Source organism: Pseudomonas sp. DSV-1, from assembly GCF_035830915.1.
In the GTDB taxonomy this organism is placed as follows: domain Bacteria; phylum Pseudomonadota; class Gammaproteobacteria; order Pseudomonadales; family Pseudomonadaceae; genus Aquipseudomonas.
This window is the reverse complement of record NZ_JAYMYG010000001.1, coordinates 2,662,186-2,684,631: the sequence shown is the minus strand read 5'-3', so window position 1 is coordinate 2,684,631 and position 22,446 is coordinate 2,662,186. Positions and strand designations below refer to the sequence as shown.

Genomic DNA, 22,446 nt, shown 5'->3' with positions numbered 1-22,446 from the left:
CCAGAAACGCCAATGCCCCGACGAGTCGGGGCATTGGTCCTGGGGCCTGCTCAGGTTGCGCTGTTACACAACCAGGGCCGGGGGCCGTTCGCGGTGTCTCAAATCAGAACACAACGCCCTGGCTACGCAGGTAGTCATCGTATGTACCGCTGAAGTCGATCACGCCGCTTGGGCTCAACTCGATGATACGAGTGGCCAGGGAGGATACGAACTCACGGTCATGGCTGACGAATACCAGGGTGCCCGGGTAGTTCTCGAGTGCCAGGTTCAGCGCCTCGATGGATTCCATGTCCAAGTGGTTGGTCGGTTCGTCCATGATCAGCACGTTGGCTTTTTGCAGGATCAGCTTGCCGAACAGCATGCGACCTTGCTCACCACCGGAAATCACCTTGACCGACTTGAGGATGTCATCGTTGGAGAACAGCATGCGGCCCAAGGTGCCACGTACCATTTGCTCGCCTTGAGTCCACTGGCCCATCCAGTCGAACAGGGTCATGTCGTCTTCGAAGTCGTGGGCATGGTCCTGGGCGTAGTAGCCCAGCTCAGCGGCATCCGTCCACTTCACAGTACCGGCATCCGGGGTCAGTTCGTTGACCAGGGTGCGCAGCAGGGTGGTTTTACCGATACCGTTAGGACCAATGATCGCGACGCGCTCGCCGGCTTCAACGGTGAAGCTGAAGTCCTTGAACAGGATCTTGCCATCAAAGCCTTTGGCCATTTGCTCGACAATGACTGCCTGACGGTGCAGCTTTTTGTTCTGTTCAAAGCGAATGAACGGGCTGACACGGCTCGAAGGCTTGACCTCGGCCAGGGTGATCTTGTCGATCGCCTTGGCGCGGGAGCTGGCCTGCTTGGATTTCGAGGCGTTGGCCGAGAAGCGGCTGACGAACGCTTGCAGTTCGTTGATCTGGGCCTTTTTCTTGGCGTTTTCAGACAGCAGTTGCTCGCGCGACTGGGTAGCGACGGTCATGTACTCGTCATAGTTGCCCGGGAACAGACGCAGTTCGCCGTAGTCCAGGTCAGCCATGTGGGTGCAGACACTGTTCAGGAAGTGCCTGTCGTGAGAGATGATGATCATCAGGCTGTTGCGCTGGGTCAGAATGTTTTCCAGCCAGCGGATGGTGTTGATATCCAGGTGGTTGGTCGGTTCGTCGAGCAGCAGGACTTCAGGGTCCGAGAACAGCGCCTGAGCCAGCAGAACACGCAGCTTCCAGCCCGGCGATACTTCGCTCATCGGACCGTTGTGCTGTTCGATGCCAATACCCAGGCCCAGCAGCAACTCGCCAGCACGGGATTCGGCGGTATAGCCGTCCATTTCTGCGAACTCGGTTTCGAGTTCGGCAACGGCCATGCCGTCATCTTCAGTCATTTCAGGCAGCGAGTAGATGCGGTCGCGTTCGGCCTTGACCTTCCACAGCTCTTCGTGACCCATGATCACGGTATCGATGACGGTGAATTCTTCGTAAGCGAACTGGTCCTGGCGCAATTTACCCAGACGCACGTTCGGCTCCAGCATGACCTGGCCGCCAGACGGCTCAAGATCATCACCGAGGATTTTCATGAAGGTGGACTTGCCGCAACCGTTGGCGCCGATCAGGCCATAACGGTTACCTGCACCAAATTTTACTGAAACGTTCTCGAATAGCGGCTTTGCGCCGAACTGCATCGTGATATTTGCTGTGGAGATCAAAGGGGTTACCTATCAAGGGGTTACGCGGTGTGCTTTTGTCGCTTGGGCCAATCCTGGGCCATTCAAGAGCTTTTCCATCTCATCCCAATCACCGCTAGAGTTCAGCCAGCGCGCATAAGTAGAGAGCAACATTTGGACGCTATGGCCAAGTTGCTGAGCAATAAAGGCGGGATTCATGCCGGACATTAAGCATATTGTCGCATAGGTGTGACGACAGTTATATGGCGGGCAGTATCGTATCCCCAGCTTTTCTAGGGGCGGGCGCCTTCGGCAATGGCCCTGTAAATATGGTTTTTGCGTTTTTCCAGATCAACGGCATTCTGGTGCAGGGCAATCGACTCTTGTAAACGCAGCCCTGCTTTAGCACTTTGTGTACCTTGCCCTGAAGGAGCGCAGCATCAAAAAACCGACCATTGAGGCGGTTTATTGTTCTTGATCATTGGCATCTGCGCCAGATCGCGAGCTTACAACTCCAACTGATCCGCATTGATCCCAAAAGCCGCCGCGATTTTCTCGCGGGTCGCCTTACGTGGTTTCGAGACGGTTTCTTGCTGGGCGTAAGCTGGTTGGGAAATTCCCAAACGCTTGGCCACTTCCTCCTGGGTCAGGTCCAGGTATTCACGCCATGCGCGAATAGGGGTGGCACCCTCCACGATGCGGCTGACAACGTCATGTGGGATGACATCGCTGTCAGGGTGCTGCGCAACGTATTGCGCGTAAGGGATGACGACGAACGCGGGCTTGCCGTCAGGTCCGTTGATGATTTGTATGTCAGTAGGTGCGTTCATCGCGTTTCTTTACCTCTTGAATGCTGACCACTTTAATCGTGCCGTCCCAGTCGAACAGGACTCGGTAGTTGCCCACCCGCAGGCGGTATCCGAAGTCGTGGTCAGTCAGTGACTTGATATTTACCACGTCGGGCATGTCCTTGAGTCCGGACACCGCATCACGAATTTGAACCTGATGCCGGGAGTGCAGTTTCAGGAGCTGCTGAACAGCTTTCCGAGTCCAGTTGATCGTGTTCATAAAGATAAATATAAGTCTTTTATAAGTATTCAGGCAGTGCTTGCCTATATTTTACGTAGCTTCAACCCTCAAGCTTTTCTCAATATTGCGGCGCGGGGAGTTTAACGGCTTTCCCGTCAGGAGAACGGAAGCGCGCAAGGGGCTGTAAGGGCATAGGGGATATGAAGAAGGGGTCTTGGACGCGAGCGAAGGCCCTTGGTAAAAAGAGCGTGTTCGTAGAGCGTATTTCAGGAGTTTACTTTGAGAACGTGTAGCGAGCAGGAGTCCCGGATTGCTTGTTGGGACCCGCCCTTGGTAATGGGCAGTGATCAATGGGCTTCAGCATTGAGCTTCGAGTTAATCTACTCCCTGCCAATCTAGGCCAATGACTCAAGGTTTTGGTTCATTGATCACATCTATTCAGGCTGCCCGACGGCTCAAAGCACGGGCAGTTCGCGCGCCGGGAGGAGCCGCACCCATGCTGCGGTCATCCCTGTATCCATCAGACTGGAGGCCGTCCATTTCAAGCGAAGTGGACGGCCTCTGACGTGTTGTGCTCGATACATCGCTCAAAGCTGCTTGAGGGTCTCCTGGGTTATGGCTTCAAGGCCGGCTTCGGTAATGTGCTTCCAGTCGTTATCCGTGGCCACTTTCACCTTCTCTCTGACCAGGGTTTTCAGGGACAGCTCAGGTGCGCCTGCGGTTTTTATCTGCAACAACGACTTGTTGCGCAGCACCTTATCGAGCACGCCTTCAGCCGTATACCATGACCAGAACTCAATGATGTTGACCTTCACTTCACTGACATCCGGGGCTGCGCGAGTGCCGACCACTTCATAGCCTGCCTGCCGGTAAGCGCTGGCAACAGCATCGCCCACCAGTTCTGAAACCGTATGCCCTTCAGGCAGTAGCACGTCGCCAATGGCCATGTTGTAGTTATTGCGTTTGCGCGCAATCGCCCGCGCAGTAATCGACGTGTCGTCGACCTCGTCATATTTCAGTGAAGGTATGTCGAAGCTGGAAGGCTTGATCTGAAAAACGCGACTGTCCACGGCGCTGATGTATACCTTCTTGCCATTGCTGGGGGCAGGGGTCTGTGTATTGCCAGGTGGCAAGACATTCACGCTCACTTCTGCCCTGTTAGTGGCGCATCCTGCCAGCAGCACCAATGCCATAACCGCCAAAACTCTGCGAACCATCTTTATTACCCCCTTTTCATAGTGCGCCTTCACAGGCTTGACCCAAAAATGGCCAAAAAAGAGTGTAGAAGACAAATCGCAGCTCAATTGCGCGTGTACGGACATTGAAGACACCGTGTGCAGTGGCGTGTTTTATTCAAGTAAGGTATCGCTTTGGTTTGGGCGCTTGGTCTGTCAGGGAGTTACTTGAATGAAACACATACTGTTGGGGGTTGTTCTGGCATCTGTTGCCGCCGTTGCGCAGGCCGGGATTCCTTTGGTTAACGCAACCTGTCCTGGAGGCATTGAGGTCCATGCGGATCGTGGCGGCCCCATTTATATCAACGGCAAAGAGGCCAGGCTGAAGAAGTTCAGTGAAACCTATTTCGAGGCCAAGGGCAGCGGTATCACGATCTCATTGATGATCAATCCAGACGGCTCGGCGAGTGTTTCGTATACAGGCAAGGCCAGAGCCAATGGGATATGCCAGGTAAAAGGGCAGGACACCTGACAAGTACCCCTCTTCAGGTTTTGGTGGAGCTCAGTGGGATAAATCAAATGAACCTCTGAAGACCGCCCATGTGCCGGGCGGCCATAACTGGGTCTGGGTCGTTGGCAATCAACAGTCGATGTTTTTCAGCCCGTTCACTACGCCCTGCAAACGCAGCTTCATGGCTTCACTGCTGCGTTGCATCGGCGCTCGCAATTCGTCATGGATCAGGCCTGCAAGCGCCAGGGCGGCTTTCACCGGAGCAGGATTGGGTTCGATGAACAGGCTGTGAATCAACGGTACCAATCGCAGGAACGTTGCACGACCCTCGGCCAGCTGGTTGTCGCGAATTTGCTGATACAGCGCCACGAACAGCTCGGGATGAATGTGTGCCGAGGCGGCAATTGCGCCGGATGCCCCGAGGCACAATGCACTGAATATCTGGTTGTCTTCGCCGCACAACACATCCACTTTTTGACTGGCCAGCAGCGCCAGTGTGTTGGCCAGATTGCCGCCGCAATCCTTGATAGCGACAATCCGCTCATGCTCGATAATGTTGAGCAAGGTCGCTTGTTCGAAGCTCACGCCGGTGCGATACGGGATGTCATAGAGAATGATCGGAACGCTTGAGGCATCGGCTACGGTGTTGAAAAACCCTTCGAGCCCGGCTTGGGACGGGCGGATGTAGTACGGCGGCGGAACCAGCAAGCCTGCCACCGGGCGCTTGAGGATCTCACTCTGAAAGTGCAGCAGTTCGGTCAGATTATTACCGGCCAGCCCCATGACCACCTGCGGTCCTGGCACCTGTTCCAGCACCGCATCCAGCACATCCAACTGCTCACGTTTGCTCAGCGCCGCTGCTTCGCCCGTGGTGCCGCAGACCACAATACCGTCGATGCGAGTTTCCAGCAGATGGCTGACCAGCCGCCGAAGTGCGACAAAGTCGATCGCACCGTTATGGAAAGGTGTAACGAGTGGAACCCAGATCCCTTGAAACGATGACATGTACTGACTCCTGAGGGTTGACCGATTGAGTCACCGCCAGAAGTGCAGAAGGGAAGAAAGCAAGGGAGGAAGTCCGTAGCGCTCATGTCCTGTCAGCCCATCTGACGGGACAGCGCGCCCCGGTCAAATGAGCGACTGTTTCTTGGATTTGGAGGCGATGCAGGCACGACCCGACGCATCGGCATGTAAACCGATATCGCGCAGCATAAGGTCGGTGATTAGCAACATCAGAGGGATCGCCTTCAATCAATGACCCCTTTTTTAGAAGTTTGCCGCGCAAATGTCAACTGGCCATTGGGCCTTGGACTGAAAAGGGCGGGAAGCTCGCAGCAAGGCAGTTGATCGACATTCATCACGTAGCGCCCGTAAGCTAAGACGGGATCTGGGGCCCGGACTTGAACGGAAGAGTTATCCTCAACGTGAAACAGGGAGTGACATGGGCTTTTTAGATCGGCTGTTTGGTGGAGGCTTCACCATGCCTCCACCCGAAGAAACCAACCTCAGCGCTTCAATAATCATGAAAGAACTTCGACCGGAGGGGCGCGATCCTGCCCGGAAAAAAGCACTTGAGGCTTTTGCCAATGAGCTGGTAGCCCTCGTTCCACAAAAGGAAGGGGCCAGGCTTGTGCGGCGTGTGATGCGTCGATACGCGATGGGAGATGACGCACCCGGCGCCCTCACAGAGGGGCTGTTGAATGACGTCAAAGGACAAAAACTTGAAGCCCTCGTTCTGCTTAGCGTGGACTGGAAGGGTTATGACGTGTTCGAGTATCAAGCGCCCTTTCTGGTAAGCGCCAGTGGCTTGAAAGAACCCTACGTCTATGTCCATGAAGGCGCCTCATCCATGCCCGAGGTTCTTGGCAACCTTGACCAGTGGTTGGCCCGGTTGGGTAAACGTTATCTTCACCTGGACTCGGGAGGGGACAATTACGACGGTTTCATTGTTGATGCTGATCGGGTACCCGGGATTATCGAGTTGGCGGGGCGTGCGGGGATAAAAGTCAGCCTTGAGAATTTTTAGAGGCTTCGCATCTTGATGATGGGAGAGGGGCTGATATTGGCCTAAGCTAATTCCAAAATAGTATTTATTTCTAGTTTTTAAGATCGTTTAGCTTTATGCCTCTGCAAGGCGCCGCCCTCAACTGCGGCGCTTTTTTTTGCATCAGGCTTACCGTATTCGGAGCATGGCCTGGGGCGCAGCCCTTATTCCCACTCTAGAGCGAGCAACACGCCGCCTCCAGGGAGTGCTTGCTCGGAGCTACTGTGATACTGACTCAAACCGCTTCATCAGCAGCCCGGATCGAGCCTTCTCAATGGCTCGCCCATCCCGCCAGCCATCCCGAAAGGGAGGGTGGCGTCGTCCTCGAATTGCGAAACGTCACCAAAACCTATCAGCGCAAGAATGCCTCGACGTTGCCTGCCGTCAGCGATGTGAGCCTGAAGGTGCGTCGTGGTGAGGTGCTGTGCCTGATGGGAACATCCGGCAGTGGCAAATCAACGCTGCTGCGCCACATCAATCGCCTGATCGAGCCCTCGAGTGGCGAAGTCCTGATCGAAGGCCAGGCCATCAGCGGCTTGAGTCCCGAGGCTTTGCGCGAGTTGAGGGGCCAGCGCATCGGGATGGTGTTTCAGCATTTTGGCCTGCTGCCCCATCGCACGGTGCTGGACAATGTCGCGTTGCCCCTTGAGTTGCGCGGCGAACCCGAGTCGATTCGCTATGCGGCGGCCACGCTGCAGTTGCAGGCGGTTGGGCTGCAAGGGTGGGGCGATCATTATCCCCATGAGCTTTCCGGTGGCATGCAGCAACGGGTCGGGCTGGCACGGGCATTGGTGACTGACCCCGACATCTTGCTGATGGACGAGCCATTCAGCGCACTTGATCCGACCATCCGCCGGGATCTGCAAACTCATTTTCTGGCCCTGGTGCGTGAACGCGGTATCAGCACATTGCTGGTCACCCACGACCCGGCGGAAGCCATACGTCTTGCCGACCGGATTGCCGTGCTGCGCCGCGGTCGCCTGGTGCAGCTGGGCACACCCCAGGAGTTGCTGGAGCATCCGGTTGACGCTGAAGTGGCGGATTTTTTCCGGGACTGCACCCCAACCCCGTCAGTGCTGCGAAGCGTTGAAAACGTTCCAGTCCCGGCTGCTGAAGGTGCTCCCCGCGAGCAAACGTCCAACCCTGGGTTGAGTGGCTGGCAATCCGTATTGCTGGGCCCCGCTGCCCTGGCCGCACAGGGCAAGGGCGGTGCCTTCTGGCTTACGTTCGTTGCAGAGCTCGCCGCCTTGGCTTTGGTGGGGCAAAACATTGCCAGTGGTTCGTGGCTGGCGATTCTGGCGGCCGTGGCGCTGTTTGGCGTCAGTCGCTATGCAGCGTTCTCGTTGAGCCGCCATCCCGTGCGCAGCAACGCATCGGGTTGGGCGCTGCCTTTGGTGGTATTGCTGGCCAGTCAGGCATTGGTGATCTGGCGTGTCATCACGCCAGACACGACTAATGTGCTGCTGCAGTTCCCGAGCAATCGCCAGGCGCTGTTGCTGACAGCGCAGAGCATCGATGACTTCATTGGCTGGTCCCAGGTGACGTTCGAGAGCGCATTCGTGGGTGTGATCGTTGCGGTCAGGACCGTCATCGAAGGCATCGAAAGCCTGCTGGGCTGGTTGCCGTGGCCGGTTTCGGCGCTGGCGCTGGTGTTTCTGGCGTGGCGCTCGGCGGGCTTGGCGTTGGCACTGACCAGTGGGGCTGCGTTGCTGTACATCGGCCTGTTCGGCTTTTGGGAGCGAACCATCGCCACTCTGGCGCTGGTGGGGTCTTCCGTGTTGATTGCCCTGGTCATTGGTGTACCCACCGGCATTCTGCTTGCCAAGCGACCGCTGATACGCAAGGTGATCACGCCCTTGCTGGATGTGATGCAAACCCTGCCAACGTTTGTGTATTTGATCCCTGCCGTGGCGTTCTTTTCGGTTGGCAAGACGCCGGCGGTAATCGCAACGGTGATTTTTGCGCTGGCGCCGATGATTCGCCTGACCTCCCTGGGGATTCAGCAAGTTCCCAAGGATGCCGTCGAGGCTGCGGTCGCCCACGGGGCCAGTCCCTGGCAAACCCTGACCAAGGTGCAACTGCCTCTGGCTCGACGGTCGCTGTTGCTTGGGGTCAATCAAACCATAGTCATGAGTTTGTCGATGGTCGTCGTGGCGGCACTGATCGGCGCTGGCGGCCTGGGCTATGACGTCATGACGGCGTTGCGCAATATCAAGGGTGGCGAGGGCGTGCTGGCGGGCGTGGCGATCGTTCTGTGCGCGCTGATCCCTGATCGAATCATTCAATCGAGCTTGCGCAAGCAAGATCATCTGCACACCTGAACAGTGAGACTTAATGTGAAGACACACGTATTGCGCAACTGGGGCGCTGCTGCACTGTTGGCCTCCCTGATTCTTCCCGCCACAGCCCAGGCCAAGGACAAAATAGTCATTGGCGAGCAAAACTGGACGGGCGCTATCGCCATTCAGTACATCCTGGGGGAAGTGATCAAAACCCGTCTTGATGGCGATGTTTCGTACCTGGCAGGGGATGTCCCGGTGCTGTTCAGTGCCGCGTCCAAAGGCGATGGCTCGGTGGACGTGCTGACGGATATCTGGCTGCCCAACCAGTCGGCAGCCTGGGCGAAATACGTCACAGGCGGCACCCGGTCCCTGGTACCGAACACTCAACCCTACGCGGCCGTGCAGGGCTTTTATATTCCCGGCTATGTGCAGGACAAGTACGGGGTCAAATCCGTCTATGACCTGAAAAAACCGGAAGTGGCCAAGCTCTTCGAGCCTCTGGGCGGCGGCAAGGCCGAGTTGCTGGTGGGGCCTGCCGGATGGGAGTCGACTTACATCGGCCAGATCAAGGCCAAGGATTACGGGTTCGCCGACAAATTCGAGTCGGTGTCCACGGAGGCATCGGTGACCTACGCCAAGTTGGCGTCGGCTTACAAGGCGCAGCGTGGCGTGGTGTTCTATGCCTATACACCGGACTGGATCTTTTCGGCGTTTGACCTGCGTCGTCTGGATGAACCCGCGTTTGACGGCTATGCCCAGGACAACAAAAAAGATGACCCGCTGTACAAGGCCGATGGCTGCTGGAAATTCATCAGCCCGACCGTTGATCCGGACTGGCTGAACAAGAGTCAGATCACCTGCGCCTTCCCGGATGCCAGGGTTCACGTTCTGGCGTCCTCATCCTTGCAGAAACGCGCACCTGAAATTGCCGAGTTCCTGCGCAATGTGGCGATCGAGCCTGCGCAACTCAATGACCTGATTCTGAAGATCGAAAAGGAAAAACTGCCTGCAGACGTCGCCGCCAAGGCGTGGGTCCAGGCCAACGGTGCCATCGTCGACCAGTGGCTCGCCCCATCGGCGCCGAAAGTGAGTGCGATCCAATGAGCCACCCATCCTTGCGTTTACTCGATGGCGGCATGGGGCGTGAGCTGCAGCGGATCGGGGCGCCGTTTCGCCAGCCTGAATGGTCAGCGCTCGCGCTGATCGAGGCCCCCGAGTTCGTGCTCCAGGCCCATCAAGCGTTCATTGAGGCCGGTGCACGAATCATCACCACCAACAGCTACGCGGTGGTGCCTTTTCATATCGGGGATGAGCGCTTTGCCAGGGACGGACGCGCCCTGGCCGAGCGGGCTGCAGGCCTGGCCCGTGAGGCGGCATCCGGCAGTAGCGAGCCGGTCACGGTGGCCGGTTCTTTACCGCCAGCCCTGGGGTCGTATCGACCGGATTTGTTTGATCATCAACGTTCGGTCGCTATTCATCGCGAGCTGATCGCCGGTCTGCGGGCTCATGTCGATGTCTGGTTGGCGGAAACCCAAAGCTCCATCGCTGAAGTACGGGCTGTCGTGGAGGCGCTCGGCGCAGAGACCAAGCCACTCTGGGTCGCGTTTACCCTCCTGGATGAGGCCGACGAGCCACCGCGACTGCGCTCATCGGAGACGGTCGCCGATGCCGTGCGTGCAGCGCTCGAGCTGGGGGCGACGGCAGTGCTGTTCAATTGCAGCCAGCCAGAAGTGATGGCTGCGGCACTCGCCAGCGCACGGGAAGTCATTGGCAGCGTGGATCAAGCCGTTGAGCTTGGGGTTTACGCCAATGCATTTCCTCCTGTCAGTACGCAGGCAAAAGCAAACAGTACCTTGCTGGAGATTCGCAGTGATCTGGGGCCTGAGTCATACCTGCACTGGTCCAGGTCGTGGGTGGCGGCAGGCGCCAGTATTGTTGGAGGGTGCTGTGGTATCGGGCCTGAACATATCGCGCAGTTGCACTCGCATCTGCTGCCGCAAAAAGAGGAGGTCAGCCCATGACTGATGTTCAAGAAGACGTGAATGTTGAGCAGGCTACTTTCGGTGCGGGCTGTTTTTGGGGGGCTGAAGCCGCGTTTCGTTTATTGCCGGGCGTGATCGACAGCCGGGTCGGTTTTGCCCGTTCGCCCATAGATGGGGCAGCGTGGATTGAAGTGGTGCAAGTTGACTTCGATCCGGGGGTGATTGCTTACAGTGGCCTGATCGAACAGTTCTGGACATTGCATGATCCGACTTCGTTCGATCGTCAGGGAGCGGATGTCGGGGTGAAGTACCGTTCGGCCTTGTTTTCCAACTCCGATCAACAAGCCCGGTCAGCACTGGTCGCCATACAGCAACTGGATGCCAGCGGGCGGCTGGGAAAACCGGTGGCCACGGTGATTCTTGCTCTGGGCGAGTTTCAAAAGGCAGATGAAGATCAGCAGCGTTATCTTGAAAAACACGGTGCCAGCGCCTGCGCTATCTGAACGGCTTGCGGGTGTGCTCAGTGAAGAGTGACCGCCCGGCGACTTTCGCCAATCCTGATCCTGTCCAGCGCACGGTTCAAAGCATCCAGTGCATCGATCAGGGCTTTGGCCTCGGCTACCCGATCCTCTCCCCACAGGCGCTCAGCCATTTTGTTCAGGGCCTGAATTGAGCGTTCTATGTCTGCTGCGGTTACGGCCGGGGTCTCTGCGGGTTGCTTCTTCTTTGGCATTATCTGGACTTCTTGGGCACGGGCTCGATGAGCCTTGCGTTCAGGCATGGCTCATCAACCGGACAGCCAACAGGTGACTTCAACCCCCCTCCGTCAGGCAAGGGGGGGAATGGATGCAGGCAATTGTACTGGCTTGCTCGCGTAACAACAGGATGGGAGCTTCCCCATTGCGCTTGCGAGACCTCTGGGTTTCAACAGGCATATAAAATGCCTGCGATTTATGTGCAGGCGAGCCGCGCAACGAGACTGAAAGCCGTTAGCGGCTAATGCGGATTTTTTTGTGTGTCACTTCACAAACAAATGTACCCGTGTTCCCGCGGAGAACGTACAGGGTGGCCCTGTAAAAGGCAGAAGGGCGCGTGCAGTGCAGATCACGCAGCTTGCGGTAAGCCCACTTCCACCCTCGTTTAGTTGTGGCGCTCATATGCTTCTTCCTTGAATGGCATTTTTAACTAAGTCTAACAGTACATTAAAAAATAGAATGCCCCCTTACTTTGGTATTTTCATCTGCTGAACACGAATGTGTGAAAGAGTTAACTGTTATAGGTTTTTTTGGATGTATTAAATTATCATGTTAATCCAAAGAGATACTGCGCTATTTTGGTGCGTACAATAAATTCATACAGTAATAAAACTGTCTTTAGTCCAGCGTTGTTCAATGTGTGCCGTCAAATAGTCCAGGAACGCTTTGACTTTTGGCGTCATGGCGGCGCGATCCTGGACACACGCATAAATATCCAGGGGTTCTGCGCAGGACTCGGTTGATTCATGGCTACTTTCAAGCAGTGTCACCAGTCGACCTGACTCGATAAAGGGGGCCGCCAGGAACTCGGCAAGGCGCGCAATCCCTGCGCCGTGAATCGCCATTTGAGTCAGCGCATCGATATCATCACTGATCGCGGTGACGTTGAGCGCTGCGTAGTAGTGCTGGCCTTCGCGGATAAACCCCCAGCGCAGGAAGCGCCCGTCCAGCGGGTAGCGGAAGGCCAGGCAGGCATGCTGCTGGAGTTCCTCGGGGGTACGGGGGGCACCGGCTCGGGCCAGATAGGCCGGGGAGGCGCAGATGATGAAAGGAACGGAAGCGATTTTGCGCGCAACGATGCCTTCTTCCAGTTGCGGCTTGATCCGCAGGCTCAGATCAATGCCGTCCTGGATATGATTGATCTTGCCATCGGTGGTACACAGCTCCAGGGTCAAACGCGGGTAACGGTTAGCAAAGCCCGCAACCAGAGGGGCCAGCACATGCCGTCCGAATGCGGATGTCGACGCAATGCAAAGCCGCCCTTGAAGTTCAGTTTCTCCAGTGCTGATGGCCCTGTGCGCTGACTCAAGGTCGGACGCGATATGTCGCACCCTTTCATAGTAAGTCGCTCCCTGTTCGGTGAGCGCCATGCTGCGTGTGGTGCGTTGCAGCAGGCGTGTGCCGAGATGTTCTTCCAGCCGATTGATGGTCTGGCTGACGGCCGCTGCACTAAGACCAAGATTTTTGGCTGCGCCTGCGATGGAGCCGGTTTCGACCACTTTGATAAAGCTGGTAATTGCCGCTAGCAGATTCACTGTGGGGGGGCTCATAAAGGCTATTCGTAAGTTTTTATTTATAAAGTAACTGTCGATAGGCGTCTAGTTGCCGGTTTTTGATCTTGTTAAGGTGCATGACTCCTGAAAATGAAGCTGGATAAGGTCCCATATGACATCAAAAGTAACTGCTGAAACCCCGATTTCGAAACGTCTGAAACTCTCTGTACGGGCTACGCCCTACGTTTTCGCGTTTTACATGTCGACGATCATGGCCTTCCTGATGTCGTTGGTGATTACGGCGGCAAACGCCGGTATTGAGCACGATTATCTAAGCAATGTGCTGCATGCCTATCAACTGGCAATGCCTGTCGCGTTCCTGTGCATTCTGGTGGTGCGGCCGATTGTGGTGAGGCTGGTGTCTTTCACGGTTCATCCGCACCGTTAGTCCAAAAAGGCTTTTTATGACCTGCGGCAAGGGCGCTGTCGAAAAAGGCTGCTTAACTGCATCAATGATTTTAGGGGCTGCCACTCGGGGTGCACCTGAGTGGCAGTGCTGATTATTTTTTGATCAGGTAAAGGATGGCCATCATGAAAGCGCTCACTTATCTGGGGCCTGGCAAAAAAGCCTGGGCCGATATCCCCCAACCAGTCATCGACAAACCGACCGACGCCATTGTTCGAATCCTGCACACCACCATCTGCGGCACAGACCTGCACATTCTCAAGGGCGATGTGCCTGAAGTTACCCAGGGGACAGTCCTGGGTCATGAAGGGGTGGGAGTGGTCGAAGCGGTCGGCTCTGCCATTCGCAACTTCAAGCCCGGTGATCATGTGCTGATTTCCTGCATCACCTCCTGTGGCAGCTGTGCAAACTGTCGGCGTCAGATGTACTCCCATTGCGCCGATGGTGGCTGGATCCTGGGGCACACCATTGACGGGACGCAGGCCGAATATGTGCGCATCCCCCATGCCGACAACAGCCTCTATCCGGTGCCGGCAGGTGCGGATGAGGAGGCGTTGGTGATGCTGAGTGACATCTTGCCAACCGGGTTCGAAATTGGCGTGCTTGCCGGCAAGGTCAAGCCGGGTGACAGCGTGGTCATCGTCGGTGCAGGACCGGTGGGCATGGCGGCGCTGCTGACGGCGCAGTTCTATTCTCCGGCCCAGTTGATCATGGTGGATGGCGACACCAATCGACTTGAAGTCGCACAGCGCTTTGGCGCGACGGATGTGATCGATATCACGACCCAAAACGCAGTTGAACGCATTTTCGAGCTGACCCACGGGGTCGGTGTGGATGTCGCGATCGAAGCAGTGGGTATTCCTGCCTCCTTCGATACCTGCCAATCGGTTATCGCACCGGGGGGTAGCATTGCCAACGTGGGTGTCCATGGAAAAAGCGTTGAACTGCACCTGGAAAAGCTATGGATCCAGAACGTCACCATCTCGACCGGGCTGGTTAATACCAATACCACCCCCATGCTGATGAAAACCGTGCAGTCCGGGAAAATCGATGCCGGGAAGTTGATTACTCACCGCTTTGCGCTGTCTGACATTCTCCAGGCGTATGAGGTGTTCGGGAACGCGGCAAAAGAGAAGGCAATGAAGGTCATTCTTTCTCAATAATGCACGTTAAAACAGCGTCGATTATATCGGGGCTGTTTTAACGGTTCGGTACATGAATGGCGGATTTATAGACTGGCCGCTGCTCGCGTTAGTGTGCCTCTTGTTTGTTCGGTTAACTTGAGCTCAAGGGGTAAAGTGATGTTTTAAAGAGGATGATTTTGCTGTTATTTTTGACAGAAACATCATTCGATACTATGTTTTTTGCGGCACAACACATGTTATTGAATCTTTGACAATAGGGATATTTGCATATGAAGAAGCACATTCTGTTAATGGGCGCTGTGGGTCTGGCTGCACTGTCAACACTGGCTCAGGCTGAAACCAAACAGCCCGTCGCAAAATGGACGTGCGCGGATTTCCTGGCAGTGGATGAAAGCTTCCAGCCGACCGCTGTCGGCCTGGGTGAAGCCATCAACAAGAAGGGCAAAGTTGAAGATGCGGTGCTGGACGTGGACGGTATCGCAAAAATCACACCTCTGGTCGTGACTGCCTGCAAGGAAACCCCAAAAGAATCCTTCGTCTCCAAGCTCAAGGCTGAGTGGGACAAAGTCAAAAAAGACGTGTAACCCGCGCCTGGCCTGTACTTCGCAAGAGTACAGGCTACTTCTCTGTACGCTGGCCCCGTCAGTGGCTAAAAACATCCCCGCCTTTGTGAATTTCCTTCGCTGTTACCCCTCTACATGAAGACAGGCCTGCCTTGCTGGTCAGAAGGGCGTAGTAGACTACGCTGGTTTTATTTTTATCTGTCGGGGGATCCTATGTTAATCAGGTCATTAGCCGAGCTCGATCGTATACGTGACGAGTGCCGGTCCATGGTCACCAAGCGCTCGGCAGTTTCTGCAGGTGCGGCTGCAATCCCGATACCCGGGCTCGATATCGGTACCGATGTCGCATTGCTGGTAGAAATGCTGCCGGCTATCAACAGCAAGTTCGGCTTGACCCCCCACCAGATCGAGCAGATGGACTCACGGTCCAAGCGCCTGATTGTGGTAGCGGTCACCGGGATTGGCAGTGAGGTGATCGGCAAATTCATCAGCCGAACGCTGGTCATGTCTCTGGTGCGCAAGATGGGCGCAAAAGTGGCAACCAAGTCAGTGATTCGCTTTGTCCCGTTTGTAGGGCAGGCGGTGGCGGCAACCATCAGTTTTGGCGTGATGAAACTGGTCGGCAATGGCCATATCGAGGATTGCTATCAAGTGTGCCGCGAAGCCCTCCTGGCGCAGGCGAGGGAGTCAACGGTGATCGAGATTGGCCCTGAAACCGATGCCTGACACGTTTTGTTATCTTTGAAACCGAACCTGTGACGTGCTTGACCCTCAAAGCTACACGGTCGTGCAAAAAGCGGAGGACGTGATGAACGGTGTCAGATCCAGTCTGTTGTTTCTATTGATGGGCGGCGTACTTGCCTTCCAGGCACAGGCACAAACGTTTTCGAACCCTGGGGCCCGCCCAACACTTGCGGGCCATGCTGGGCTAATGGCGCAAAACACCTTGCCAGCCAACACGCCGCCTGCCAACAACGTCATCCGCCGCATCAATCCAAACAGCCGGCAAGGCACGGGGGCTTCCGTGCCAGGCGCAACAGGTCCCTCTACAGCTCCCACGCTGCGAACCCCTTCAATCGAGAACGGCAAGATCGGTAATGGTTATCCACGTAGCCAGACACCGCCAGCGACCGTCAAGCCCACCGTGCCGTCGTTACAGCCCAGAGACAAACCTCAATAGAACAAGGAATAGCTAATGTTGAGAAAAACCTTGCTGGCCACTGTGTGCGCCGCTTCGCTACTCAATATTGCGTTCACGGCCCATGCCGATGCGCAGAAGACGTTTACTTCCGAGTCTGGAACTGTCACCGCAACCCCGGTCGTCGAGGGGCTTGATCATCCTTGGGGATTGGCGTTTCTGCCCGATAAACAGGGCATGCTGGTCACCGAGCGGCCGGGAAATCTTCGCGTTGTGAGCCCTGATGGAAAGCTGTCTGCACCGGTATCCGGTGTCCCGCAGGTGTGGGCCAAAGGGCAGGGCGGCTTGCTCGATGTGGTGCTGTCGCCCAGTTTTGCAGAAGATCGCCTGGTGTATTTGTCTTACGCAGAAGGCGGTGAAGACGGTAAAGCAGGAACCACCGTCGGCCGCGGGCGCTTATCGGAGGATTTGACCCGCTTGAGCAACTTTGAAGTGATCTTCCGCCAGGAGCCAAAACTCTCTACCGGTAATCACTTTGGCTCGCGCCTGGTGTTCGACCGGGACGGCTATCTGTTTATCGCCCTCGGGGAAAACAACCAGCGTCCGACATCCCAGGACCTGGACAAACTGCAGGGCAAAATTGCGCGTATTTTTCCTGACGGGCGCGTTCCCAACGACAACCCTTTTGTCGGCAACAAGGACGTGAGGGCAGAAATCTGGTCGTACGGCCATCGTAACCAGCAAGGCGCCGCCCTCAATCCCTGGACCGGCACCCTGTGGACTCACGAGCACGGCCCAAAAGGGGGAGACGAAATCAACCTGATCGAGCGTGGTAAAAACTATGGCTGGCCGCTGGCTACCCACGGGATTGACTACTCGTCGAAACCTATCTCCGAAGCACAGGGCAAAACCGTCGAAGGTACTGTGGGGCCCCATCATGTCTGGGAGAAATCCCCCGGCATTAGCGGTATGGCCTTCTACGATTCAGACCGCTTCAAGCCCTGGCAGCACAACCTGTTTATTGGCGCACTTGCAGACAAAGACCTGATCCGGCTGCAGCTGAGAGATGGCAAGGTGGTGCATGAAGAGCGGTTGCTGGGAGATCTGAAGGCACGTATCCGCGATGTTCGCCAAGGTCCGGACGGCTATGTGTATGTACTGACCGACGAGGATGATGGCGTGCTGTATCGGGTAGGGTTGCAATAACCTTCAATCAAGGCGGGAGTGGGCAAGCCCGCTCCCGCAATGACACTTATTCGCTCACGGCCTGCTTGATCTGCTTGGACGCAGACCAGATCCGGTAACGCACTTCGATGTCCTTGGGGACGTAGACCACGATAGGCAGTTTGCTGTTGTAGCGCAGCATGAAGCCATCACCGACCACCGGAACAAACTCGGGATGTGCCTTGCCTTCGGGGCAGGCCATCATCGTGCTCATGGGGCCGGTGACCTTGTTCAGGCGATACATCGGATAGCCCCAGCCCTTGAGGGTTTTTTCTTCCAGCTTGCCGCCCAGGCGCTGCTGGTTGCAGTCGACCTGTAATGTCTTGCCCGCAATGATCTGAACCTTGTAGTCGTCTTCATTTTTCTGTTTTGGCAGATTAATGACCTGGCGGCTAAAACCCGGTTCGGCTTTAGGGTAGGGGGCGACGTCTTCCAGTTTGGCTGCGTTGGCCACACTGCACAGCGTACTCAGGGAGAGTAATACGGCTGCGCTGATCACCAGTGGTTTCATGGTGCTTTCCTTAATTCAGAGCTGAAATGTACATCCAGAAGAGTTAAACAAGGTGTCTGGATCAAGCTCAGACAACCAATAGTGCATTAAAGTGCAAAACAGACCCCTTGGTGTGGATAGATTACTTCGCGCCAATGTCGAACTGCCAGTAAACTGCCTTTTTTCCTCCGAATCATTAATTTCCCGAGGTTTTGCATGACACTCAGTCCTCTTGCGGGCAAACCGGCCCCAGCTCAATTGCTGGTCGACATACCGCGACTGGTGACCGCTTATTACACCGGTCAACCCGATGCATCGATCGCCACCCAGCGTGTCGCCTTTGGTACATCCGGACACCGTGGCAGTTCGTTCGAGCTGAGCTTCAATGAGTGGCATGTATTGGCCATTAGCCAGGCCATATGCCTCTACCGTCAGATGAAGGGCATCAATGGTCCGTTGTTTGTCGGTATCGACACTCACGCGCTGTCGACTCCAGCGGGCGCCAGTGCCCTGGAAGTGTTTGCGGCCAATGGCGTCGAAACCATGATCGCCGCTGACGATGAGTACACGCCGACTCCGGCCATTTCTCACGCAATTATCTGCTACAACCGTGGCCGCACCACCGGCCTGGCAGATGGCGTAGTGATTACCCCGTCGCACAACCCGCCAGAAAGCGGTGGTTTCAAGTACAACCCGCCTAACGGTGGCCCGGCCGATACCGATGTCACCAAATGGATTGAAGCCAAGGCCAACGAACTGCTCGCGGCCAGATTGGCCGGGGTCAAGCGCATCAGTTACGAGCAGGCGCTCAAAGCCAGCACGACGCATCGCCATGACTACCTGAACACCTATGTTGCCGATCTGAAAAACGTGATCGACATGGACATCCTTCGCGGCGCCAACTTGCGCCTGGGCGTTGATCCCCTGGGTGGCGCAGGTGTGCATTACTGGTCCGCGATCGGCGAACACTACGGCTTGAATCTGGAAGTGGTGAACACCACGGTCGATCCGACTTTCCGCTTCATGTGCGTGGACTGGGATGGCCGGATCCGCATGGACCCGTCCTCCAGCTATGCCATGCAAGGTCTGATCGGGCTTAAAGAGCGTTTCGACGTGGCCTTCGCCTGTGACCCTGATCACGACCGCCACGGCATTGTCACGCCATCAGGCGGCCTGTTGGCGCCGAACAACTATCTGGCGGTGTCCATCGACTACCTGTTCCAGAATCGCCCGCAATGGCGCGCTGATGCTGCGGTGGGCAAGACCGTGGTCAGCAGTGGCCTGATTGACCGCGTAGCTGCACGCCTGGATCGCCGCTTGTATGAAGTGCCGGTGGGCTTCAAGTGGTTTGCCGATGGCCTGTTCGAAGGCTCGCTGGGCTTTGGCGGCGAAGAAAGTGCCGGTGCCTCGTTCTTGCGCCTGGACGGCAGCGTCTGGTCCACTGACAAGGATGGCCTGATTCCGTCGCTATTGGCCGCAGAGATGACGGCTCGTACAGGTCGCGATCCGTCCCAGCTGTACCAGAAAATGACCGAAGACCTCGGTCTTCCGTTCTCGACCCGGGTCGATGCCAAGGCAACCCCGCAGCAAAAAGCGCTGCTGGGCAAATTGTCACCTGATCAAGTCAAATCCACGCGCCTTGCCGGTGAAGACATTACCCGGATTCTCAGCCATGCCCCGGGCAACAATCAGGCAATCGGCGGGCTCAAGGTCATGACCGAAAACGGCTGGTTCGCTGCACGTCCTTCGGGCACTGAAGACATCTACAAAATCTACGCCGAGAGCTTTATCGGCGACGAGCACCTGAACCGCCTGGTTGAGGAAGCTCAAGTGCTGGTAGACACCGCCATCGCGTAACACCCGCAAAAAAAAGCCTGGCCCCGCAATGGGGCCAGGCTGCTTGAAGGACCAGGCTGGCAGGTATCAGCCTCTGGTACTGAGTTGCACCACTTGTTGCATGTTTTCGTTGCAGGCACGGGCCTGCTGGAGCATGGCTTCGAACGGCGCGCTCATGATTTCGTCATGACTCAACCAGCTGTGTTTTTGCGTGATGGAGTACTGGTAGCGGTATTTATCCTTGCTGCGTTTGCTGCTCAGTTCCATATCAAACCACGGTGAGTTCACCTTGCAGGACTTGATTTCCTTGCCGACCTTGGCGCCCGAAAGGGTGATGTCGTAGGTCAGTTTCTCTGGATCGGCCATGTACAGGTCAGCCAGTTGCCCGGTGCGGCGATAGTTCATCAAGCTGTCCCAGCGCTCACTCATGAATGCCGGCTTGTAGATCTGCTGCCCGGACAGGTTCTCCAGTGCACGAAGGTTGGTCAGGGTGGCGTGTACCGTGTAACGCTCGGGCACCACAAAGCCGGTTTTATCCCGACTGATCTTGCAGTCAGTGATCTCTTTGCCAAAGTGGTTGCACAGGTTCAGGTCGGTAGCACTGACCCCCGAATCAGTGTCGGCGTAGCTGAGTTGCATCAGCGTCATCTGCCCCATTTCGACTTCAGCGGTGGTGCGAGCCTGGCCATCGCGATTGAAGTGCTCAAACTTCTTCACGTCCATGCTCAGGCTCGGTTGCTCTTCAGGGATGTAATCCTGGCGCACCTTGCCATCGGCATCGATGACCAGCGCCCAGCGATTCTGGATGTCAGGCATGCTGCGGCCCGGCAAGAACACGGGGTTGGTCGGATCAAGCCACCAGACCTGGCCATTGACTTCAGCCCGCACGATGGCGTGATTGGCTGAACTGGTACCAGGCAACAACAGGCCCAGCGGGTTGCTGCCCCGGCTGACCCAGGCTGTTTGGGCGGTGATGCCGCTGGCTTTCAACATGGCGGTCAGCAGTACCGAAAGGTCCTTGCAGTCGCCGTAGCCACGGTCTTCGATCTCGCCCAGGGTGAACGGCACGTAACCGCGATCAGTGGCGCGCCAGTCGCCCATGTAGCGGTATTGATCATGGATGTATTGCATCAGCCCGGATACTTGTTGGGCGGGCGGTAGCCCCTTGAGCCCTGAAACGGTCTTGGCGGCGCTCGCAGGCAGCCCGGCAGTCACGATTTCGTTGTAGCGTTTGGCGAGGTTGCCAAAGTGATCCTGTACCTGGCTGGAACTGCCGATTTCAACCCGGGGCATCTGGCGGATGTAGGCGTTGCCGGCCTCATTGATGTAATTCACGAAGCGGGGTTTTTTCTGCTCGATCACGAGGGTCTTGTTGTCGGCAGACGGGGTGAACGTGAAGTCTTCCATCATCTCGCTGCGCCACACAATCGGCTGCTCGGCGGTAAACGTGCTTTTAAAGCCATCCGAGCGGGCAGGGGACGGGCCAAACGTCATGAGGTAATGGAAGTGGTCCATCAGCGGCTTGCCCACCGTATGCTCGCGTACGGTGTAGGAGAGCTCGGTACCAATGCGCAGGTTCGGGAAAGCAATCGAGGTCTGGCTGGCCCGCAGGAAACCTTTGTCCGGGTTAGGCGCCATGCGCGTGTCGATTTGGGATTGAGCCAGGGCCACCGGCTTGGCCCCGGGTTGTGTGGATTGAGCGTTGATGATTTCCAGTTGATCCGTTTCAGGGAAACTGAAGTCGATACGTGACAGCATCTCTCGGCCATTGTTGGTGAGGATGGTGTAACGGTAGGTCGTGGTGCAATCGGTGCTGGTGTCTTTGTTGAAATGGCAGGTTCTTTGCGTTTCGCCCGCCAGGGCAGCCTCTGACTCTGGTTGCAATGCCGCGAAAGCCGGCAGGCTGACGATCCCCAATGTTGCGCAAATCAATGATTTGCTGAAAGTAAAGCGGTGCATGAGCGCCTCAGGTTATTCCCTTAAAACAGCACCCTGCGACGTTTTAATGTTTTTGAAATGGCGTTAGAGGGTGCTGCGCGAGTAGCGGATGATAATCGATCGCAACTGTATTTTCTACATTGTCGAACAATTAACACCGCTGAAAGGCCCGCGCTAGAGCATTTCACCTGTGTTTTAAGCGGCAGGGAGAGGCTGGCAGACGTCAACCCACTGCGCGTTGACCAGGTCGGCCATGCGCGACGGGCAAATCTTTACGGCAGTGTGAGTGGCCCCGGCCGCGGGCATGACTTCAGTGAAGCTTTGCAGGGAAATGTCGCAGTAAACGGGCAATTCAGTCGCCAGCCCGAAAGGGCAGACGCCCCCCACAGGGTGGCTGGTGAGTGCGACGACCGTTTCGGCGTCCAGCATTTTGGCTTTGCTGCCCAGGGCGTCTTTCATTTTCTTGTTGTCGATGCGTGCATCACCCCGTGCCACCAGCAAAACATTGCGTTCGCCGACTCGAAAGGCCAGGGTTTTAGCAATTTGACCGGGCTCAACGCCATGGGCTTCGGCAGCCAGTGCGACCGTCGCCGTGCTCGTGGTCAATTCGATGATGTGCAGGTCGGGGGCGTTGGCGTGAAAAAAGGCGCGTACGGATTCAAGGCTCATCGGGCTAGGCTCTTTGGGCAAAAGCCTGAATCTAGAGAAGCCGATGGCGCACTGTCAA

23 protein-coding genes and 1 pseudogene are annotated in these 22,446 nt (G+C 56.4%); 13 read left to right on the top strand and 11 right to left on the bottom strand.

Going from position 1 to position 22,446, the window contains the following annotated elements:
• Positions 1-103: 103 nt before the first annotated feature.
• The 5 genes and pseudogenes from VSQ83_RS12520 to VSQ83_RS12500 form a co-directional block, all read right to left on the bottom strand.
• Positions 104-1,690 carry an ABC-F family ATPase gene (locus VSQ83_RS12520; RefSeq protein ID WP_133078041.1) on the bottom strand — a complete coding sequence of 529 codons (1,587 nt, stop codon included), beginning with the start codon at positions 1,688-1,690 and terminating at the stop codon, positions 104-106.
• Positions 1,691-1,702: 12 nt separating this feature from the next.
• A pseudogene (locus VSQ83_RS12515) lies at positions 1,703-1,951 on the bottom strand (site-specific integrase); the annotation flags it as partial.
• A gap of 203 nt (positions 1,952-2,154) precedes the next feature.
• On the bottom strand, positions 2,155-2,478 hold the full coding sequence (locus VSQ83_RS12510) for a helix-turn-helix domain-containing protein (protein ID WP_219261846.1): 324 nt from the start codon (positions 2,476-2,478) through the stop codon (positions 2,155-2,157).
• A complete protein-coding gene (locus tag VSQ83_RS12505) occupies positions 2,462-2,716 on the bottom strand; it encodes a type II toxin-antitoxin system RelE family toxin (protein WP_326426918.1) in 255 nt (84 codons plus the stop codon). The genes VSQ83_RS12510 and VSQ83_RS12505 overlap by 17 nt, the downstream gene beginning before the upstream one ends.
• A gap of 548 nt (positions 2,717-3,264) precedes the next feature.
• Positions 3,265-3,894: a flagellar biosynthesis protein gene (locus tag VSQ83_RS12500; RefSeq protein ID WP_326426917.1), complete on the bottom strand. Its 630-nt coding sequence runs from the start codon at positions 3,892-3,894 to the stop codon at positions 3,265-3,267.
• Positions 3,895-4,084: 190 nt separating this feature from the next.
• Here VSQ83_RS12500 and VSQ83_RS12495 point away from each other — a divergent pair, with 190 nt between their 5' ends.
• Entirely contained in the window at positions 4,085-4,384 is a 300-nt protein-coding gene (locus VSQ83_RS12495) for a hypothetical protein (RefSeq protein WP_133078044.1), read from the top strand.
• A gap of 108 nt (positions 4,385-4,492) precedes the next feature.
• Here VSQ83_RS12495 and dapA read toward each other — a convergent pair whose 3' ends face one another.
• Positions 4,493-5,368, bottom strand: coding sequence for a 4-hydroxy-tetrahydrodipicolinate synthase (gene dapA / locus VSQ83_RS12490; protein ID WP_326426916.1), 876 nt, complete (start codon positions 5,366-5,368; stop codon positions 4,493-4,495).
• Between the two features lie 436 nt (positions 5,369-5,804).
• Between dapA and VSQ83_RS12485 the strand changes: the two genes are divergently transcribed.
• The 5 genes from VSQ83_RS12485 (at position 5,805) to msrA (ending at position 11,174) form a co-directional block, all read left to right on the top strand.
• On the top strand, positions 5,805-6,389 hold the full coding sequence (locus VSQ83_RS12485) for a DUF6630 family protein (RefSeq protein ID WP_326426915.1): 585 nt from the start codon (positions 5,805-5,807) through the stop codon (positions 6,387-6,389).
• 278 nt (positions 6,390-6,667) lie between these two features.
• Complete coding sequence (locus VSQ83_RS12480; RefSeq protein ID WP_326427713.1) at positions 6,668-8,728, top strand: ATP-binding cassette domain-containing protein; 2,061 nt, start codon at positions 6,668-6,670, stop codon at positions 8,726-8,728.
• A gap of 15 nt (positions 8,729-8,743) precedes the next feature.
• Entirely contained in the window at positions 8,744-9,793 is a 1,050-nt protein-coding gene (locus VSQ83_RS12475) for an ABC transporter substrate-binding protein (RefSeq protein WP_326426914.1), read from the top strand.
• Positions 9,790-10,710 carry a homocysteine S-methyltransferase family protein gene (locus VSQ83_RS12470; protein ID WP_326426913.1) on the top strand — a complete coding sequence of 307 codons (921 nt, stop codon included), beginning with the start codon at positions 9,790-9,792 and terminating at the stop codon, positions 10,708-10,710. Before VSQ83_RS12475 ends, VSQ83_RS12470 begins: the two co-directional genes overlap by 4 nt.
• Complete coding sequence (gene msrA, locus VSQ83_RS12465) at positions 10,707-11,174, top strand: peptide-methionine (S)-S-oxide reductase MsrA (protein WP_219261852.1); 468 nt, start codon at positions 10,707-10,709, stop codon at positions 11,172-11,174. Before VSQ83_RS12470 ends, msrA begins: the two co-directional genes overlap by 4 nt.
• A 17-nt stretch (positions 11,175-11,191) precedes the next feature.
• Here msrA and VSQ83_RS12460 read toward each other — a convergent pair whose 3' ends face one another.
• Positions 11,192-11,404, bottom strand: coding sequence for a hypothetical protein (locus VSQ83_RS12460; protein ID WP_133078050.1), 213 nt, complete (start codon positions 11,402-11,404; stop codon positions 11,192-11,194).
• Positions 11,405-12,022: 618 nt separating this feature from the next.
• Positions 12,023-12,961, bottom strand: a complete 939-nt coding sequence (locus VSQ83_RS12455; protein ID WP_219261949.1) for a LysR family transcriptional regulator — start codon at positions 12,959-12,961, stop codon at positions 12,023-12,025.
• A 130-nt stretch (positions 12,962-13,091) separates the two neighbouring features.
• Here VSQ83_RS12455 and VSQ83_RS12450 point away from each other — a divergent pair, with 130 nt between their 5' ends.
• The 6 genes from VSQ83_RS12450 to VSQ83_RS12425 all read left to right on the top strand — a co-directional run bounded on the left by VSQ83_RS12450 (position 13,092) and on the right by VSQ83_RS12425 (position 17,437).
• On the top strand, positions 13,092-13,367 hold the full coding sequence (locus tag VSQ83_RS12450; protein WP_133078052.1) for a DUF2798 domain-containing protein: 276 nt from the start codon (positions 13,092-13,094) through the stop codon (positions 13,365-13,367).
• Between the two features lie 143 nt (positions 13,368-13,510).
• On the top strand, positions 13,511-14,548 hold the full coding sequence (locus VSQ83_RS12445) for a zinc-dependent alcohol dehydrogenase family protein (protein ID WP_219261853.1): 1,038 nt from the start codon (positions 13,511-13,513) through the stop codon (positions 14,546-14,548).
• Positions 14,549-14,799: 251 nt separating this feature from the next.
• On the top strand, positions 14,800-15,114 hold the full coding sequence (gene hdeA / locus VSQ83_RS12440) for an acid-activated periplasmic chaperone HdeA (RefSeq protein WP_133078054.1): 315 nt from the start codon (positions 14,800-14,802) through the stop codon (positions 15,112-15,114).
• A gap of 246 nt (positions 15,115-15,360) precedes the next feature.
• Positions 15,361-15,819 carry a hypothetical protein gene (locus VSQ83_RS12435; protein ID WP_257622878.1) on the top strand — a complete coding sequence of 153 codons (459 nt, stop codon included), beginning with the start codon at positions 15,361-15,363 and terminating at the stop codon, positions 15,817-15,819.
• Between the two features lie 82 nt (positions 15,820-15,901).
• Positions 15,902-16,273, top strand: coding sequence for a hypothetical protein (locus VSQ83_RS12430; RefSeq protein ID WP_257622879.1), 372 nt, complete (start codon positions 15,902-15,904; stop codon positions 16,271-16,273).
• 15 nt (positions 16,274-16,288) lie between these two features.
• A complete protein-coding gene (locus VSQ83_RS12425; protein WP_326426912.1) occupies positions 16,289-17,437 on the top strand; it encodes a PQQ-dependent sugar dehydrogenase in 1,149 nt (382 codons plus the stop codon).
• 46 nt (positions 17,438-17,483) lie between these two features.
• Here the strand turns inward: VSQ83_RS12425 and eco are convergent, their stop codons facing one another.
• Positions 17,484-17,966, bottom strand: coding sequence for a serine protease inhibitor ecotin (eco, locus tag VSQ83_RS12420; protein ID WP_133078057.1), 483 nt, complete (start codon positions 17,964-17,966; stop codon positions 17,484-17,486).
• 195 nt (positions 17,967-18,161) lie between these two features.
• On the opposite strand from eco, the gene pgm reads away from it, so the two are divergent.
• Positions 18,162-19,802: a phosphoglucomutase (alpha-D-glucose-1,6-bisphosphate-dependent) gene (gene pgm / locus VSQ83_RS12415; protein ID WP_219261855.1), complete on the top strand. Its 1,641-nt coding sequence runs from the start codon at positions 18,162-18,164 to the stop codon at positions 19,800-19,802.
• A gap of 66 nt (positions 19,803-19,868) precedes the next feature.
• On the opposite strand, the gene VSQ83_RS12410 is transcribed toward pgm, so the two are convergent.
• Positions 19,869-21,740 (bottom strand): DUF3857 domain-containing transglutaminase family protein, encoded by a 1,872-nt coding sequence (locus VSQ83_RS12410; protein ID WP_326426911.1) that lies wholly within the window; start codon positions 21,738-21,740, stop codon positions 19,869-19,871.
• A 174-nt stretch (positions 21,741-21,914) separates the two neighbouring features.
• Complete coding sequence (locus tag VSQ83_RS12405; protein ID WP_219261857.1) at positions 21,915-22,388, bottom strand: YbaK/EbsC family protein; 474 nt, start codon at positions 22,386-22,388, stop codon at positions 21,915-21,917.
• Positions 22,389-22,446: the final 58 nt, after the last annotated feature.

Excerpts from the sequence above, each read along its gene's own strand:
- VSQ83_RS12470 (WP_326426913.1), top strand. The coding sequence starts at position 9,790 with ATGAGCCACCCATCCTTGCGTTTACTCGATGGCGGCATGGGGCGTGAG.
- VSQ83_RS12510 (WP_219261846.1), bottom strand. The coding sequence starts at position 2,478 with ATGAACGCACCTACTGACATACAAATCATCAACGGACCTGACGGCAAG.
- hdeA (WP_133078054.1), top strand. The coding sequence starts at position 14,800 with ATGAAGAAGCACATTCTGTTAATGGGCGCTGTGGGTCTGGCTGCACTG.
- VSQ83_RS12495 (WP_133078044.1), top strand. The coding sequence starts at position 4,085 with ATGAAACACATACTGTTGGGGGTTGTTCTGGCATCTGTTGCCGCCGTT.
- eco (WP_133078057.1), bottom strand. The coding sequence starts at position 17,966 with ATGAAACCACTGGTGATCAGCGCAGCCGTATTACTCTCCCTGAGTACG.
- VSQ83_RS12445 (WP_219261853.1), top strand. The coding sequence starts at position 13,511 with ATGAAAGCGCTCACTTATCTGGGGCCTGGCAAAAAAGCCTGGGCCGAT.
- VSQ83_RS12435 (WP_257622878.1), top strand. The coding sequence starts at position 15,361 with ATGGTCACCAAGCGCTCGGCAGTTTCTGCAGGTGCGGCTGCAATCCCG.
- VSQ83_RS12405 (WP_219261857.1), bottom strand. The coding sequence starts at position 22,388 with ATGAGCCTTGAATCCGTACGCGCCTTTTTTCACGCCAACGCCCCCGAC.
- VSQ83_RS12460 (WP_133078050.1), bottom strand. The coding sequence starts at position 11,404 with ATGCCAAAGAAGAAGCAACCCGCAGAGACCCCGGCCGTAACCGCAGCA.
- pgm (WP_219261855.1), top strand. The coding sequence starts at position 18,162 with ATGACACTCAGTCCTCTTGCGGGCAAACCGGCCCCAGCTCAATTGCTG.
- VSQ83_RS12500 (WP_326426917.1), bottom strand. The coding sequence starts at position 3,894 with ATGGTTCGCAGAGTTTTGGCGGTTATGGCATTGGTGCTGCTGGCAGGA.
- VSQ83_RS12450 (WP_133078052.1), top strand. The coding sequence starts at position 13,092 with ATGACATCAAAAGTAACTGCTGAAACCCCGATTTCGAAACGTCTGAAA.
- dapA (WP_326426916.1), bottom strand. The coding sequence starts at position 5,368 with ATGTCATCGTTTCAAGGGATCTGGGTTCCACTCGTTACACCTTTCCAT.
- VSQ83_RS12430 (WP_257622879.1), top strand. The coding sequence starts at position 15,902 with ATGAACGGTGTCAGATCCAGTCTGTTGTTTCTATTGATGGGCGGCGTA.
- msrA (WP_219261852.1), top strand. The coding sequence starts at position 10,707 with ATGACTGATGTTCAAGAAGACGTGAATGTTGAGCAGGCTACTTTCGGT.
- VSQ83_RS12485 (WP_326426915.1), top strand. The coding sequence starts at position 5,805 with ATGGGCTTTTTAGATCGGCTGTTTGGTGGAGGCTTCACCATGCCTCCA.
- VSQ83_RS12505 (WP_326426918.1), bottom strand. The coding sequence starts at position 2,716 with ATGAACACGATCAACTGGACTCGGAAAGCTGTTCAGCAGCTCCTGAAA.
- VSQ83_RS12410 (WP_326426911.1), bottom strand. The coding sequence starts at position 21,740 with ATGCACCGCTTTACTTTCAGCAAATCATTGATTTGCGCAACATTGGGG.
- VSQ83_RS12425 (WP_326426912.1), top strand. The coding sequence starts at position 16,289 with ATGTTGAGAAAAACCTTGCTGGCCACTGTGTGCGCCGCTTCGCTACTC.